Here is a 17960-nt window from a genome sequence, read left to right as displayed (position 1 = left end):
TTCAAGCAACTTTTTATGACGATAATTCACGAAAAATATAATGATTATATGGATATCGTATCTAGTTAATGCTTAAAGAAAAGTACGTTTGTCACAACAATCACATTCAATTTATCTCTGGAAAGACTGTTTTTTACTACGTAAAAGCTTTTTTTGAACAAGAATCGAGATTAAAAATGAACTAGTATTGAAATCAAACGGGTTAACGTCTTTAATTATTCGATGCTGTTTTTATTTTTTAGAAATGGAGAGTATTATGAAGCAAGAAAAATTAACAATTAAAATAATTGGAGCCGTGATCTCCACTGGAATTCTATCTTTTTGTGGCGTTTTAGCGGAAACTGCTATGAATGTTGCGTTTCCAACATTAAAAGCGGAATTTGGCGTTGATACAGCAACTGTTCAATGGCTAATCACAATCTACCTCTTAGTTTTAGCTATTATCGTCCCGTTGTCTGGTTTTTTAAAGCATTCGTTTAAAAATAAACCACTCTTTTTAGGTGCAATAGGGTTATTTACTATAGGGATTGTTACTGCCGCTGTAGCCCCTACATTTCAAATTTTATTACTTGGTCGTGTTTTTCAAGGAATGGGAACTGGGATTGGCTTACCGTTGATGTTTAATATTATTTTAGAACAAGTACCACCAACGAAAATTGGGATGATGATGGGTGTTGGAACGATGGTTCCTGCGATTGCTCCTGCAATTGGACCGACGTTTGGCGGCTCTGTCGTGACTATTTTAGGTTGGCGTTACATTTTTGTACTGTTGATTCCAATCATTCTTGTTGCACTAATCATTAGTTTATTTACGATTGAACAGAAAAGTGAAATAAGCAAAAAAAACTTTGATTTAGTCAGCTTATTGATGATTTCTTGTTTTTTTATTGGAACAATTTTAGGTTTTAGTAATATAGGGAAATTCAACTTCTTTTCACTTGCAGTTTTCGGTTCTTTTATCCTTGCGGTTTTTGGTTTAGTCGGATTGATTATTCGCTCGAAAAAAGTTGTTGAACCAATTTTGCGCTTTGATTTATTAAAAAATCAGACTTACTGTATCCACGTTATTTGTTTCTTTATTATGCAGTTAGTTTTAATGGGACTCGTTTTCATCTTACCTAATTATATTCAAATAGTGAATGGCAGTTCTGCACAAATTTCAGGATTTGTGGTCTTACCTGGAGCTACATTAGGAGCGTTATTCACACCTTTTGCTGGTCGTATATTGGATCGATTTGGTGCAAAAAAACCAATCGTATTTGGCAGTTTGGTCATTTTTTTGTCTCTGATTTTATTTATGATATTCTGTGGAAAACTAAGCAATCTGATGATTGGTGTTTTTTATTTTATTTTTACGATGGGTATTGGTTTTTCTTTCGGGAATTTGATGACTAATGGATTAAAACAATTACAACATAAACAACAAGCTGATGGAAATGCGATTATCATGACTTTTCAACAATTTGCAGGTGCTTCAGGAACTGCCATTATTGCTGCGATAATCTCACAAAGTCAATCGAATCAACTAGTTGATTTTGCGCAGGCCACCATTGAAGGATCAAGAATAGGTTTTGTTTTTTTAATCGTATTTTTTTTCGTTGAACTATTATTGTTAGCTAAATTATTTTTTAGTAAAAAGATAGTGAGTACAAGCGATTCTAATAGAGCAGACAGCATTTAGCAGGAGGGAGAGGAGCGTACAGAATGATAAACAAATTAATTGGGATTGATATTGGTGGAACGGCTATAAAATTGGCAATCTTTGAAGAAAACGGCAAATTGATAAAGAAATGGCAAATTTCTACTAATATTACAGATGATGGAAGACATATTACGGATGAAATAATCACTAACATTCATTCGAATTTAGAAAAAAATAAAATTAGTAAAAGTGAAATCACAGGTATTGGAGTCGGAGTTCCAGGACCAGTTAATGAAAAATCAGTAATTAGAGCCGTTAATTTAGGTTGGTCTAACTACCCTTTAAAAGAGTTGCTAGAACAAGGAATTGGCGTACCAGTTACATTGATAAATGATGCGAATGCAGCAGCGTTAGGAGAATTTTGGCAAGGGACCAGTCAACAACTACAATCCATTGTTTTTGTCACTTTAGGAACAGGTGTGGGTGGAGGAGTTATAGTTAATGGTAAAATCTTAAATGGACAAAACTCTTCTGGAGGGGAAATTGGACATATTCCAGTAAAAAGCGAAGAAATTCGGATTTGTGGCTGCAAAAATCAAAATTGTTTAGAGTGCTATGGATCAGCCAATGGTTTAGTTCAAACGATGAATCTTATTTCTGGAAGCGAAATTGTGAAAAGTGCAAAAGAAGTTTTTATTTTAAGTGAAGAAGGGAATGTATTTGCAAAAGCCGCTTTAGCGAGTACTATTGATCATTTGGCAAGAGTAATTGCCGGTATTTTTAATACAATTGATCCTGAGGAATTAGTTATTGGTGGTGGATTATCAGAAGCTGGACAAGTGTTTTTAGAACCTTTGCAAAAGGCAATTGATCAGTATGTATTTCCACAAATTAGAGGAAATATCCAAATAAGAAAAGCTTCTTTAGGAAATGATGCAGGTGCTTATGGCGCAGCCTATCAAATCAAACAACGTTTAACAGAGAGGCAATCATGATTAGATTGGTGGCGTTAGATCTTGATGGTACGTTACTTGATGAAAAAGGTGACATTTCTGAATCAACACTTCAAACGATTTTTCAGCTTAGAACGAATGGAATCAAAATTGTTTTATGTACAGGACGTCCATTTTATAGTTTAGCTCCTATTATTAAAAAATTAAAAATAACTGGTCCTAAAGAATATGTTGTTAGTTTTAATGGCGCTTTGTTAAGTGATACACAAGGGACAACTAAATTATTTGAAAAAAAACTTTCTTTTGAATCACTTAAAGAAATCAAAGCATTAAGTGAACGACTAAATATTTCCTATCATGTTCAAAGTCATTCGGGAATTTTTACTTCACAATCTAAAATTGATCTTTATACAGCGTATGATGCTTATTTAAATCAGACTTCGATTCATTATATTGAAAGCTCTGATTTCAGAGAAATTGATAGTTATAAGATACTGTTTGTTGGCAAAAAAGGAGCTCTTCAAACAATCATTTCTCAAATTCCAAATGAGTTCAAACAAAGGTACAATACAATGCAAAGCTTGGACTATTTTTATGAATTTATACATCGAGAAGCTAGCAAAGGAAAAGCATTACAAGTGTTAGCGGAATATTTAGGGATTTCTCCTTCAGAGATAATGGCAATTGGCGATAACGAAAATGATCTTTCAATGTTAAAGTATGCCGGTGTAAGTGTTGCGATGGGGAATGCTGATGACGTAATCAAACGACAAACGAATCATATTACTAAAACAAATCAAGAAGAAGGGGTTCGTTTTTCGTTGCTGAAATTGCAACAAAATTGTCATTTTAAATAGTCAAAAGCAATTGAGCTTATAAGTTAAGGATGGAGTGTAACAATATTTTATAGACAAAAAACGAGGTTGAGACAAAAGCAAAAATAACTTTTGTTTTATGACGACCTTGATAAATGGTGTGAGCAGAAGCAGCTCCTACAAAAATAAGCGACAAATCACAAAAATTTGAAAACCAATTTTCATGATTTGTCGCTAATTTCTTGGAGTTAAACACTTCTGTCCCAATCTTTCGTTTGTCAAGTGAATAACAAATATTTTTAAATTAAATTCCAGAAAATAAGAGAGCTTGGGAAAGTTCGCGCTTACGAACATTTCGAGGTAAGAAACAACGAATTTCATCTTCATTAAAGCCGATTTGTAATCTTTTTTCATCAATTAAAATTGGACGGCGTAACAGACCTGGATTTTTTTCAATTAATTCTAATAGTTCGTATAAGGATAAATCATCTAAATTTTTTCTTAATTTTTGAAATACTTTTGAACGCGTTGAAATGATATCTTCTGTACCATTTTCAGTCAATGAAAGTATTCTTTTTATTTCTTCTAATGTTATTGATGAGTTCATAAAATTCTTTTCTTCAAATACCACTTCGTGGTCGCTTAACCATTTTTTTGCCTTTCTACATGAAGTACAACTTGGAGCAGTATAGAGTCTTAACATTCCATTCAATTCCTTCCGAAATAAATACAATTGGTAAATATCTTTAAACATAATAATACCTAATATATATGAAATTCTCAACTTAAATGCTCAAAAAATGATAAAAAAACAAATAAATAACACTTACAATAATACTCTATTAATAATAATTGTTATTTATAAAAAAATAATGAGAATTACTAATTTTTTATATTAGGAAGTGTTATTTAATGATTTTTTTTATTCTTTTGCTAAAGGCAGACATAATTATGTATTAAATAAGAATGACCTTTATGGAGTAAAAAAAGGGAATTTTTTAGAATTTTAAGGATTTATTTCGTACTAAATGAGGATTGGAATAAAAAACTGAAATAAAAAAAATCAACTTTTTTATTTCAGTTTTTTAAATTAGATTGAGATAGTTTTATTCTTTAGTTAGACAAGATAGACTGAAAGTTACTCTTGATTCGTTGGATTTTGATTTTCAGCATTATTAGTTTGTTCATTTTTATCTTGAGAAGCTCTTTTGAAGATAGAAGTAGAATAAATGAGTTCGTCTTCTTGTTTATCTTCTTTTGGATAAGGCAATACATATAGCTCATCTTCTAATGCAGTCTGCTCAGAATAAGTGGTTGAATTTGAGTAAGATTGCTCTGATTGCGTTGTGTTATACATCTCTCGATTTGCTTCAGTTTGATTATAAGAGTAATGCTCTGAATGTTCATTTAAATAATTAGTATCACTATTTCCAGAGGCGGTCATTGTGATAGGTGAAGAATCAATTGGTTGCGTAGGTTCTTGAGTAGTTACTGAAGGACTAACAGATGTGGTGGTTTTCTTCTGTTTTTTCGTTCCTTTAGCAGTCATAGTAAGATAAACAATTAGTGCAATCATGATAACCGTTAAAATAATTAGAAAAATAAACATATTATATGAAATAAACATAACGGTCCTCCTTTACTTTCTTGGAAATTATCCTCCTCTAGTTTATCAAAGTTTATAGATAGAGTCATCTTTTTTCTTTTTGAATTTTTTCAAGCTCTTTTTATTTACAACATACAAATGAAAGACTAAGATAGGAAATGTGAATAGTTTCGTAATAGACTTTTTTTTGTTTTAACAATCTAGTCAAAATAGAGTATGTATATTTAAATACGGCCGCTGAATTTGTATGTTGAAATAACCAATAGTTGCTGGGATTGTCAAAAATTTCTGGATGATGTTTAGGAAAATAATTAGTAAAATAAATGATGAAAAAGTAAGTATTTTTATAAGAATGAAAGAATATTGTTGGTTTTTGCTGGTTTGTGGTAAACTATAGAAAGTAACTTTTTGGAGGAATGAGTTTGAAGTCAAAAGAGACGATACATACAGTTTTATTTTTCGGTGGATTAATCATTGTCCTTTTTTTATTGCGACAATTTGTTTTTACACCAGTGGTAGTGAAGGGACATTCAATGGATCCAACATTGGCTGATGGCGAACGAGTAATCGCCTTAAAGAACACTAAAATAAAACGATTCGATATAGTAACATTTCCGGCACCTGATGAACCAAAGAAAAATTATATTAAACGGGTGATTGGTTTGCCTGGTGATACGATTAAGTTTGAAGATGGTGTACTCTATATTAATGATGAAAAAGTTGATGAACCTTATTTAGATGAATTTACCAAAGAAATTACTGATGGGACTCCTTTAACTAGTGATTTTACACTTGAAGAAGTGACTGGTGAAACAACTGTGCCAGAGGGCAGCTACTTTGTGATGGGAGACAACCGTAGAAATTCAAAAGATAGTCGAATGATTGGGTTTATTGGTAAGGATAAAATTTTGGGCGATGTAAAATTTGTTATGTGGCCGTTCAATCGTTTTGGTGTGTTAAAAACAGACTAAACGGTGTCATGGTAATTAATCAAAAATAGCAGCAACTATTACGTAAATAAGCGATAAATTACAAAAAATCTAACTGTATTTTTTGTGATTTATCGCTTATTTCTTGATGTTTTGTAGTTCTATTTTAATCTTGTTTTTGTTCTTTTTATTGGACAACCAATTTACACAGAAACTATGATAAACTAATAGGATGATAAGGTTTTGAAAGAGGTGGATGATGAGTTTACAATTTGTCAGAGGGACAAGTAATATGGATTTAGAAAAAGCTTTATTACAGGCTTCAACTGATTGGTTAAATCAAAATGAGAAGCATGAAGTTTTTTATTTAGTCCCGAATCATATGAAATTTGAACAAGAAATCAGATTATTAAAACAATTGAAAAATCAATTAGTGACAGTTTCTGATTCAGTTGCGACAACTCGTTTACAAGTGTTTAGTTTTTACCGTTTAGCTTGGTATTACTTGCAAAATACAAAGTACTATAGTTCGGAGCTTTTAACAGAAGCAGGCGCAGCGATGATCTTTCGAAAAATTTTAGTTGAAAATGAAGAGCAGTTACAAGTTTTTCGTGGTGAAGTCAACAAAGCTGGGTTTATTCAACAACTGTATGAACTTTATGAGGAAATGAAAGATGGAAATATTGCAATAGATGATTTAGGTAAGATGGCTAGTATAAAAAAGACGGATGCAAAACAGTTAGATCTTCAGTTGAAAATTCAAGACTTACAACTTATTTTTACTAAGTATGAAGCTCAAATGTTAGCATACGGAATTAAATCTTCTGAAATCATTGATTATTTAAGTATGTTTTTAGCAGAACAAGACTTAAGTCAAGTTTTATTTGTGGTCAGTGGTTATCATCATTTTTCTGCTCGAGAATTAAAGTTATTAGCAACGTTGATGAAACGTGGAGGGCAAGTAAAAATCTCTCTCGTACTTGATAAGAAATATCCTAACGAGCCACCATTAGTGCAAGATTTATTCTATGAGACTGGTTCAACGTATTATCAACTCTATCAATTAGCAAGACAAGCAAAAGTAGAAATTTTACCTGATTATATTGAGCAAATAAACTACTTAACTAAAAGCCAAGAAATCGAAATGATTGAAAACTATTGGATTGAAGCGCAAAAAAGAGTTTCTATTAAAGAAAAGAAAAAACTTCCGAACAACCAAGTTCAACTTTGGTGTGCTGAAAATCCTAAAGAGGAAATTAGTCATATCGCTAAAGAAATTAGACGTTTGGTTGTGGAGCAAGGGTATCGCTATAAAGATATTCAATTATTGACAAGGGAACTTAATACCTATGAAACAATTATTGAACCTATTTTTACCATACATGAAATTCCGCTTTATCTAGATCGAGATATGGCAATGGAGCAGCATCCTCTAGTGGCGTTTATTCAATCCTTATTTTCAATCCATAATTATCACTATCGTTATCGGGATGTTTTACGATTTTTACGAACAGAACTATTTATTCCAGAATTAAAAGAAATTGATAGTTCAAATTGGTCAGTTGAACGTGATAAATGGCGAAGAAAAGTCGATCGAACTGAAAATGTGGTCTTAGCATATGGTTATGAAGGGTATCATTGGACACAAGCAAAAGATTGGCAATTTATTCGTTACGATTTTGAAGCAGGAAAAAAAGATGATACAGTTCTGTTAGAACAAGAATCGAATCAAATTCGACAAACAATTCAAAAAACGATTCCTACCTTATTTACGGATTTGGAACAGGCAAGAAATGGTATTGAAGGTGCAACGATTTTTTATCGCTTTTTAGAAGAAGCTGGTGTAGAACAACAATTGATGATGTGGCGTACTCAAGCAATCGATAAGGGACTTTTAGAAGAAGCGCGGAATCATGAACAAACATGGGAAGCATTGATGAATTTACTTGATGAATATGTCACGATTTATGGAGAAACTTCTTTTGAATTGGACGCTTTCCAAGAGATATTTGCGAGTGGATTAGAAGGATTACGCTATAATAAGGTTCCTACAGCGATTGATCAAGTTCAAGTTCGAGCGGTTGATTTAGCTTATCCTGGGCAAGCGAAAGTCATTTTTGCAATTGGAATGACAGATCAAGTCCTTCCTCAAAAAATTGAAAACAAAAGTTTACTGTCAGATGAAGAACGGGGATTTGTTAACGATGAATTAGCAGAGGATCAATTTTTATTTAATAATAGTCGAAAAAGTATGGCAAAAGAACCGTTCAATGCCTATATTCTATTTTCTTCTGCGACAGAGCGCTTATATTTTTCGTATCCAAGTGTTAAAGATACTACGAAACATGTTAAAGTATCGCCTTATTTAGAGAGTCTTCGTCAAGCTTTAGCAATCACAGTACAATCAAAAAATGCATTGACTATTTTGGATGATGAACAGACTAGTCTGCACCATATTGCGACGTATCGAACATTGATCGGTGAGCTAACAAATTTAAAGAGACAAAAAATTGAGACACAAGTAGGAATTTTACCGCTATGGCTGAGTCTTGAGCAAGCACTGATGAAAACCACGCAAAATCAATTTGCCCTTCGTGTATTTGAAAGCTTGACTCATAAAAATATTCCAGAAAATCTGGGGGCTGAGTTAGCTGAAGCTTTGTATGGCAAGGATATTTATACGTCGGTTTCTCGGATGGAAAGTTTCTATCATTGTCAATATCAATATTTCACTCGTTTTGGTTTGGGATTGAAAGAACGTGACCGCTTTGAGTTATCTCCTGCAGCGACTGGAGAGTTTTTCCATGAAGCCCTAGATCAATTTTTTAAATTGTTGATTATGAGTAATAAACAATTATCTTCTTTAAGCGAGAAGGAAGTTGAACAATTTACAGAACAAATCTTGGCTGCTGTTTTTGGTGAGGCTAAATTTTCTATTTTAGATTCATCTAGTCGGATGAATTATATTCGTTATCAGTTAGGCCAAACAATCAAAAAAGTAAGCTGGGCTTTAAAAAAACAAAGCGAGCGGAGCGGGATGAGTACCATTCAAACCGAAATTTTATTTGGTCAAATTGCTAGTCAAAAGGGAATCAAAGGATTAGAATTACCGTTACAAAATAATGGGAAAATCAGTGTGCGTGGTAAAATCGATCGACTAGATCAGTTAGTCACACCTGAAGCAATATACTTAAGTGTCATCGATTATAAATCTAGTCATAAAAAATTCAATATAACGGAAGCCTATTATGGTTTAGCAATGCAAATGTTAACCTATCTAGATGTTGCGTTGATGGATGCTGTTCATTTAATTGGTCAACCTGCTAAACCGGCAGGATCATTGTATTTACATGTTCAAAATCCAACACTACCGTTTGTCCAACCTGATCAAATCGAAAAGCAACTATTGAAAAAATTCCAGTATGACGGACTTTTAATCAATGATCCCGTACTAATGGAAAATTTAGATAAGAGTTTAGAAGCCAAACAAAGTTCGTTACTATTTCCAATTGAAGAATCAGCAAAAGAAATCATTAAACCAGGTAGAAGACAAGAAGACAAATTCGTTTCTGAACCAGAATTGGATAGTTTGATCCAACATAATCGAAGTAAATTTGTTGAAGCTGGAAATAAAATCATTGGCGGCGATATTGCGTTAAATCCTGCATATCAAGGGAAAGAACGAATTGCTTGTCGTTATTGCCCTTTTAGAAGCGTATGTGATTTCGATGTGATGCTACAAGAAAATAATTATCATCGAATTGAACAACTTTCGAAAAAAGAAGTCATGACTCGGTTGATCAATGATGAAAAAGGAGGCGAAGCAGATGAGTAAAAAGATACCATTACGACCCGAAAATGAAAAATTTACCGATAATCAATGGCAAGCGGTTTTTGATGGAGGGGAGAATATTCTAGTTTCTGCTTCAGCTGGTTCTGGTAAAACAACAGTTCTCGTTCGTCGGGTTATCGAAAAGTTAAAAAGCGGAACAGATATCGACCGATTATTAATTGTGACGTATACTGAAGCGGCTGCTAAAGAAATGAAAGAGCGAATTCAAATTGCCCTGCAAGAAGCAATTAATACTGAAAGTGATCCAGATCGGAAACAGCATTTTTCGAGACAATTATCATTATTACCCACCGCGAATATTAGTACGTTGCATGCTTTTTGTTTAACAGTTATTCGTCGCTTTTATTATTTAATTGAAATGGACCCAGTTTTTCGTCTATTAACGGATGAAACGGAGATGTTATTATTAAAAGAAGATGTTTGGGATGAATTGAGAGAGCAGTTTTACGCTGAAAATAAAGAAAGTTTCTATCAATTGACGGCAAATTTTTCCAATGATCGCAGTGATGAAGGCTTGACTCGTTTGATTTTTTCGATGTATGAATTTGCTAAAGCAAACCCTGATCCAGATCACTGGATTAATGAATTGACGGCTGCTTATCAAGTAGAAAACAAATTGGGTGATTCTAATTTGTACCAAGAATTTCTGAAACCTCCTGTTGTTGATACATTGATTCGTTCCATTGATCGCTATACCGAAATGATTCAGTTGACAGAAGGGGAGCCAAAATTTAAAAAAATCATGGTCTTGGCGCAAAATGAAAAACTACAGGCAGAAACCTTAGTGAGTTTTCTTTATGATGATGATTTAGAAGCTGCTTTTGAATTTAGTAAGGAACTAGTTTTTGAACGATATCCGACAGTTCGAGCAGAAGAGTATAAAGAAACGGCTGCCCAAGCTAAAGGTCTTCGTGAGCAAAATAAAAAAGTGTTGAATAAAGTAATTGAAGATCTATTTACTATATCACCAGCTGAAATGAAAAAGGTAATGGAAAGCGCGCAACCAATCGTCAGTGAGATGGCCTCTGTTGGGCAGGCGTTTATTAATGCTTATACCGAAGAAAAACTTAAAAAAGGACTTGTTGATTTTAACGACTTAGAACACTTTACCTTAGATATTTTAGTGAATAAGGAGCAAACAGAATGGCAAGCGAGTGAAGCTTCTAACTATTATCGACAAAAATTTGATGAAGTTTTAGTGGATGAATACCAAGATATCAATCGCTTGCAAGAAACGATTATCTACTGGTTAAGAAGGCCAGAAGCGAATCAAGGGAATCTTTTTATGGTCGGGGATGTGAAGCAATCGATTTATTCTTTCCGTTTGGCAGATCCGACGTTATTTATAGAAAAATATAATCAATATGGCAAAAATGAAGATGGCAAAAGAATTGTTCTTGCAGAAAATTTTCGTTCAAGAAAAAATGTTTTAGATTTTACGAATTTAGTTTTTGAACAATTGATGGATGAACGAGTGGGACAAATTACTTATGATGAGGCTGCTCGTTTGGTTCACGGATTTGATCAGTTTCCTGAAGTAGCAAATTACGATACAGAATTATTAATCTACGAAAAAAAATCGGACACAAATCTTGAAGAAGAACCGATTTTGGGAGAGTCAGATTTACTTTTAGAAGATAAAACTGAAGGCGAATTGCATATGACGGCATTGAAAATCAAAGAATTAGTCGAGCAAGGCTATTTGATTTATGATAAAAAAACGAAAGAAAATCGTCCAGTTAGGTATCAGGATATTGTTTTATTAACACCTACTAAAAAGAATAATCTAACAATTTTAGATATTTTTAAAACAGTCGGAATTCCATTGCAAGTGAATGATGCGCAAAACTATTTTCAAGCAACTGAAATTCGAACAATGGTAGCTTTATTACAACTTATCGATAATCCATACCAAGATATTCCGTTAGCAGCAGTTTTACGATCGCCGCTGGTTGGTTTAAAAGAAAGTGAGCTATCATTGATTCGTATCACTGCTAAAGAAAAAACTTACTATGAAGCATTTTTACAGTTTAACCATAAAGTTCATCAAACGAATCAAGAAATAACTTTGCAAAAGAAAACACAAGCTTTTGCTAAATTATTAGAAAAATGGCGCGAAATGGCGCGGAGAAATCAACTAGCTACTTTGATTTGGGAAATTTATCGGGATACCGCTTATTTGGATTACGTTGGTGGAATGCCTGCCGGGAAACAACGGCAAGCCAATTTATATGCTTTGGTGGATCGTGCAAATGCTTATGAACAAACAAGTTTTAGAGGGTTATTTCAATTTGTTCGATTTATTGAAAAAATGCAAGAAAAAGACAAAGATTTAGCTGAACCAGTTATTTTAAGTGAAGAAAACTCTGTTCGTGTGATGACCATTCATGCTAGTAAAGGGTTAGAATTTCCTGTTGTTTTTGTGTTGGATATGACCAAAGAATTTAATTTAGGCGATTTAAATGAGCGCTATCTTTTTGATGATCGCTTAGGTGTAGGAATTCGATATCTAGACCCAGACCAACGATTGTTGTATGATACCTTACCATTTTTAGCGATTAAACAAGTTAAATTACGTAAATTATTATCTGAAGAAATGCGGAAACTATATGTTGCTTTGACAAGAGCGGAGCAAAAGTTGTTTTTAGTTGGCTCATACAATGACAAAGAAGCGACCTTTAAAGAGTGGTTAAAAGTAGCAGATGTAATGACAAAAGTATTACCTTCAGAAAATCGCTTACAAGGAAAGAGTAGTTTGATGAATTGGGTTGGTATGACATTGATTCGGCATAATAAAATGAATGATTTTCAAACGGAGTTTTCTACTGAAAAAATTGCGGCAATCACTGAGCATCCTGCTTCATTCCAGCTTACATTTGTTCAACAAGCAACCATCAGAGAGCAAATGGAAAAGCTGACCTTTATTTTGGAGGAAGAAGAACCACAAGCTTTGGCTTCTAGCTCAGAAAAAAGTAGTATTGAGAGCGCTCGAAAACTATTAGATTTTACCTATCCATATGAACTTGCGACAAAAACAACCAATTATCAATCTGTTTCGGAAATCAAACGTATTTTTGAAGATCCTGATAATAAAGAAATTCATAAGTTAGATGTTCAGGCTGAAAGAAAACAATCTCCTCATGCCTTAATTGTTCATCGAATGAGTGAAGGAGGTCTTGGTAAACCTAAATTTATTGAATCGATTCGAAAACCTTCAGCGACAGAAATTGGAACCGCTACTCATTCGATTCTACAGTTAATTGATTTAACGCAAGAACCAACCGAAGCTAGTTTAGAAAAATTAATTGAAGAATTAGTTCAAGCCAAGATTATTCAACCAACAATTGCGCAAGTAATCGATCGTTCGAAGATTATGGCCTTTTACCAAACTAATTTGGGGCGTCTTTTAATTGAAAAATCAAATCAAGTAGTGAGAGAACAACCTTTTTCAATGTTAATGGATGCTCGTGAATTGATTAAAGACTATCCTGATTTTACTGAGGATGACTTATTGATTCACGGGATGATTGATGGCTACATTGAAGAAGAAAATGAATGTCTCTTATATGATTACAAAACAGATCATGTAGTAGATATTGAAGATTGTAAAGCAATTGAAAAAGTCATCAATCGTTACCGCGGACAATTAACGCTTTATCGAAAAGCACTAGCGGAGTCAACGAAAAAAGAAGTTAGTAAGGTTGTATTAATATTATTATCCGCTGGAGTAATTATCGATATGGATAGTGAAAAGATCATAGAGAGAATGGAAGACTAAGCATTATCACTTACAAATTGTAAGTGGTATGCTATAATCAAGACACGAGGTGAGGAAAATGGAGCAAGTGAAGACGACTGATTTTTCTCTTTGTCCGAAGTTTGAAAAAGCCTTTGCGATTTTAGGGAAAAAGTGGAATGGATTGATTATTGATGTGCTTTTGGAAAGTGGCCCGCAACGCTTTGGTGAATTAAGACAAAAAATTCCTGTATTAAGTGATCGTGTCTTGGTCGAGCGATTAAAAGAGCTTGAATCGGAAGGGATTATTGCTAGAGAAGTTTGTTGTAGTGAAAGTAGTCGTTTAGATTACTTATTGACTGAAAAAGGTGAAGATTTACAGCATGCTATGGAACAAATTCAACAATGGGCAGAAAAATGGGTGACTTCGGAAGAATGCAGTTGACCAACCGCGAAACTTCTTGTAAACTAAAGTCAATTGAATAATTTAAAACGAAGACGGAAACAAGTAATTTGTATAGAGTGACAGAAGGGAAAATCTACCTTAGACTGCAAGTAGATTGTATACTCTGCAAGTGAAATTCATTTCCTGAGTTTGTTTGTTTTTAAGTTGATTTTCAGCAACTAACTAAAACAGACCGGTAATCACCGTTATTAAAATTGAGTGCTTGACTTGTTGATTCAAAGTCATGAAGTAGGATGGTAACACGATAGCTCGTTCCTGATTAGTAGGACGAACTATCGTGTTTTTTTGTGGAAAAATGGTTGCGACAAAAGTAAAAAAATAATATTTTTACGTGATTGCTAATTATTTTTTAGCAAATCGCTTTTTCTCAATTTCAATTTCTCATGAAAAAAATTTAAACAATGAAAGGATCAAAAAAATGACAGTAAAAGCTCAGCTAGAAGCGCTAAAAGAAGAAACGTTAAATAAAATTGAAGCAGTGACCGATTTAAAAGAATTAAATCAAATTAGAGTAGAAACATTAGGTAAAAAGGGTCCTATCACTGAAGTCTTAAGAGGAATGAAAGATTTGTCCGCAGAAGAACGTCCGGTTGTCGGAAGTTTTGCTAATGAAATACGTGATCTTTTAACCGATGCATTAGAAGACCGAAAAACGACTTTAGAATCAGCGGCCTTAACAGCGGCACTAGAAAAAGAAACACTCGATGTAACATTACCTGGCAAGCAAGTAAATCATGGAACACGTCATGTATTGTCACAAGTAGTAGAAGAAATCGAAGATATTTTTGTTGGTATGGGCTATCAAATCGTTGAAGGATATGAAGTTGAATCGGACCACTATAACTTTGAACGAATGAATTTGCCGAAAGATCATCCAGCTAGAGATATGCAAGATACATTTTATATTTCTGATGAAATTTTGATTCGAACACATACTTCTCCAGTTCAAGCGCGAACTATGGAAAAACATGATTTTTCTCAAGGTGCATTACGAATGATTTCACCAGGGAAAGTATTCCGTCGCGATACAGATGATGCAACACACAGTCATCAATTTCATCAAATTGAAGGATTAGTGATTGACAAAAATATTACGATGGGGGATTTAAAAGGCACACTTGAAGTCGTAATGAAAAAAATGTTTGGTGCAGATCGTAAAATACGTTTACGTCCAAGTTATTTCCCATTTACAGAACCCTCTGTTGAAGTCGACGTTAGTTGTTTCAAATGTGGCGGAAAAGGCTGTAATGTTTGTAAACAAACGGGTTGGATTGAAATTTTAGGTGCAGGTATGGTACATCCGGATGTATTGAAGATGTCTGGGATTGATCCAAATGAATATACAGGTTTTGCTTTTGGGCTTGGACCTGATCGTGTAGCAATGTTACGTTACGGAGTCAATGATATTCGTAACTTTTATCAAAATGATTTACGGTTCTTAAATCAATTCAAGGTAAAGGAGTAATCGAGCATGTTAGTTTCTTATAAATGGTTAAATGAATATCTAGACCTTTCAGGTGTTTCTGCTACTGATTTAGCAGATCAACTTTCTTTGACAGGAATCGAAGTTGAAGCGGTAGAAGTGCCAGAAGAAGGGTTGAAAAAAATTGTAGTTGGCGAGGTCATCGAATGCATTCCTCATCCAGACTCGGATCACTTATCAATTTGTCAAGTGAATATTGGTGAAGAAGAATTGTCACAAATCGTTTGTGGTGCTCCGAATGTAAAACAAGGAATGAAAGTGATTGTCGCTTTACCAGGTTCTCGTGTAGCGGGAAATCAAAAAATCAAAAAAGGGAAAATCAGAGGAGAAGTATCCTATGGAATGCTGTGTTCACTAGAAGAATTAGGTTATTCTGATAGTGTTGTACCGAAAGCTTACGCTGATGGTATTTATGGTATGCCACAAGAAGCAGTCAATGGAACGCCTGTTTTTCCTTATTTAGACATGGATGATTCGATTATTGAATTATCAATCACACCCAATCGTGCAGATGCTTTAAGTATTCGTGGCGTTGCACATGAAGTCGGAGCGATTTATCGTCAAACTCCTCAATTTAAGGAGTTTGAATTAGAAGAAGATAAAACAGAAAAAACAGCGGACTATCTTCAAGTTGATGTAGCAGATGCGAAAGATGCACCAGCGTATCAAATTCGTGTAATTAAAAATGTAAAAATCGCAGAAAGTCCTTTATGGTTACAAAATCGCTTAATGCATGAAGGGATTCGTCCAATCAATAATGTAGTAGATATCACAAATTATATTTTATTACTCTTTGGGCAACCATTACATGCATTTGATTATGATAAATTAGCAAGCAAATCGATTTTGGTTCGCCGAGCAAATGCCGATGAAGAACTAGTAACTTTGGATGGCGAAACGAGAAAACTTTCTTCAGATAACTTAGTCATTACTAATGGTGAAATTCCAGTTGCTTTAGCAGGTGTGATGGGAGGAGCAAATTCTGAAATTACTGACGAAACAACAACTGTTGCTTTAGAAGCGGCATTATTTAACCCGTTGTTAGTTCGTAGAACCTCTAAAGAATTTAATTTGCGTAGTGAATCTTCAAGCCGTTTTGAAAAAGGAATCAATCAAGCAACGATTGCTCAAGCATGTGATGCTGCGGCAGTGATGATTGCACAATTAGCTGGTGGTCAAGTAGTCAGTCAACCTGCTATTGGTTCAGAAATTACACCAGAAGACGTTTCAATTCCAATTGAATTATTCCGTATAAATCAATACTTAGGAACAGATATGACGGAAGAAACTGTCAATGAAATTTTTGAAGCTTTAGGTTTTGATTATCAAAATCATGAAGGTTCGTATACAGTTACTGTGCCGCCAAGACGTTGGGATATTAGTATTGAAGCTGATTTAATCGAAGAGGTTGCTCGTATTTATGGATATGACAATTTACCTTCAACGTTGCCAAGTGGCGAAACGGTTGCCGGAAGTTTGACTGACGGTCAGTTATTCGTTCGCAAAGTAAAAGGGTTACTTGAAGGTTGTGGCGCGACAGAAGCGATTAGTTATGCGTTGACAACAGAAGAGAAGTCTCGTCAATTTACAATGAAAGAAAGTTTGATTACTAGACTTCAATGGCCGATGAGTGAAGACCGCTCTGTTTTAAGAATGAATTTGATTTCTGGTTTGTTAGACGACCTAGCTTACAATGTTGCTCGTAAAAATACTGATGTAACACTTTATGAAGTAGGGCGCGTCTTTTACCAAGAGGAAGATTCACTGAAAAAATTACCAACAGAAGAAAATCATGTTGGACTGGTATTGTCGGGAAATAAAACAGTTAAGGATTGGCAAACTCAAGTAACAGCCGTTGATTTTTATTCAGCAAAAGGCATCTTAGATATGGTATTTGATTCCTTTGGTTTATCTTCAGTTATTACGTATGAAGCAACGAAAGAAATGCCTGAAATGCATCCTGGAAGAACTGCTTTGATCAAGTTGAATGACCAAGTGATTGGTTTTGTCGGACAAGTTCATCCTTCGATAGCGAAAGCATATGATATTCCTGAAAGCTATGTTGCTGAATTAAATATTCAAGCACTAATAGAATCGGAAAAACCAACTTTTGTTTATGAAGCAGTAACAAAATTCCCTGCAGTTTCACGTGATATTGCCTTACTTGTAGATGAACACGTAACAAATCAAGAAATTAGTTCAATTATTAAGCAAAATGCTGGGAAATTCTTGAAAGATATTCGTCTATTCGATGTTTACCAAGGAGAAAATATTTCAGATGGTAAAAAATCAATGGCGTATAGCCTGACTTTCGTTAATCCAGAAGCTACATTGGTCGATGAAGAAATCAATCAATCAATGACGAAAGTAGAAAAAGCTTTAACACAAGCTTTGAATATTACAGTTAGATAACTAAAGAGAAAAAGCAGTGGAGATTCCAAGTGATTAGGATTCTCCACTGCTTTTTAGTTATTTTA

The 17960-nt window shown here is 34.1% G+C and carries 11 protein-coding genes; 9 read left to right on the top strand and 2 right to left on the bottom strand.

Annotation, left to right across the window (positions count from 1 at the left end; genetic code table 11):
* Nucleotides 1-256: 256 nt before the first annotated feature.
* Genes ACYSNW_RS15745 through ACYSNW_RS15735 form a run of 3 tightly spaced genes read left to right on the top strand, consistent with a single transcriptional unit; the run spans nt 257 to nt 3452 of the window.
* Complete coding sequence (locus ACYSNW_RS15745; protein WP_461746095.1) at nt 257-1681, top strand: DHA2 family efflux MFS transporter permease subunit; 1425 nt, start codon at nt 257-259, stop codon at nt 1679-1681.
* 23 nt (nt 1682-1704) lie between these two features.
* Nucleotides 1705-2637 carry an ROK family protein gene (locus tag ACYSNW_RS15740; RefSeq protein ID WP_461746094.1) on the top strand — a complete coding sequence of 311 codons (933 nt, stop codon included), beginning with the start codon at nt 1705-1707 and terminating at the stop codon, nt 2635-2637.
* Nucleotides 2634-3452: a Cof-type HAD-IIB family hydrolase gene (locus ACYSNW_RS15735; RefSeq protein ID WP_461746092.1), complete on the top strand. Its 819-nt coding sequence runs from the start codon at nt 2634-2636 to the stop codon at nt 3450-3452. The genes ACYSNW_RS15740 and ACYSNW_RS15735 overlap by 4 nt, the downstream gene beginning before the upstream one ends.
* A 262-nt stretch (nt 3453-3714) precedes the next feature.
* On the opposite strand, the gene spx is transcribed toward ACYSNW_RS15735, so the two are convergent.
* Nucleotides 3715-4113: a transcriptional regulator Spx gene (spx, locus tag ACYSNW_RS15730; protein ID WP_461746166.1), complete on the bottom strand. Its 399-nt coding sequence runs from the start codon at nt 4111-4113 to the stop codon at nt 3715-3717.
* A 435-nt stretch (nt 4114-4548) separates the two neighbouring features.
* Nucleotides 4549-5037, bottom strand: coding sequence for a hypothetical protein (locus tag ACYSNW_RS15725; RefSeq protein WP_461746090.1), 489 nt, complete (start codon nt 5035-5037; stop codon nt 4549-4551).
* A gap of 395 nt (nt 5038-5432) precedes the next feature.
* On the opposite strand from ACYSNW_RS15725, the gene lepB reads away from it, so the two are divergent.
* From lepB to pheT, 6 genes are all read left to right on the top strand, one after another.
* Nucleotides 5433-5987, top strand: coding sequence for a signal peptidase I (lepB, locus tag ACYSNW_RS15720; RefSeq protein WP_461746088.1), 555 nt, complete (start codon nt 5433-5435; stop codon nt 5985-5987).
* Between the two features lie 217 nt (nt 5988-6204).
* Nucleotides 6205-9780, top strand: coding sequence for a PD-(D/E)XK nuclease family protein (locus ACYSNW_RS15715; protein ID WP_461746086.1), 3576 nt, complete (start codon nt 6205-6207; stop codon nt 9778-9780).
* Nucleotides 9773-13576: a helicase-exonuclease AddAB subunit AddA gene (addA, locus tag ACYSNW_RS15710; RefSeq protein ID WP_461746084.1), complete on the top strand. Its 3804-nt coding sequence runs from the start codon at nt 9773-9775 to the stop codon at nt 13574-13576. The genes ACYSNW_RS15715 and addA overlap by 8 nt, the downstream gene beginning before the upstream one ends.
* Nucleotides 13577-13634: 58 nt before the next feature.
* On the top strand, nt 13635-13979 hold the full coding sequence (locus ACYSNW_RS15705) for a winged helix-turn-helix transcriptional regulator (RefSeq protein WP_461746083.1): 345 nt from the start codon (nt 13635-13637) through the stop codon (nt 13977-13979).
* Between the two features lie 439 nt (nt 13980-14418).
* A complete protein-coding gene (gene pheS, locus ACYSNW_RS15700) occupies nt 14419-15465 on the top strand; it encodes a phenylalanine--tRNA ligase subunit alpha (protein WP_461746081.1) in 1047 nt (348 codons plus the stop codon).
* 6 nt (nt 15466-15471) lie between these two features.
* Nucleotides 15472-17895 (top strand): phenylalanine--tRNA ligase subunit beta, encoded by a 2424-nt coding sequence (pheT, locus tag ACYSNW_RS15695; protein WP_461746079.1) that lies wholly within the window; start codon nt 15472-15474, stop codon nt 17893-17895.
* Nucleotides 17896-17960 lie beyond the last annotated feature (65 nt).

This window comes from Enterococcus sp. LJL99, from assembly GCF_054871725.1.
Note: the sequence above shows the minus strand (reverse complement) of the source record. Positions and strands in the feature narration are given on the sequence as shown.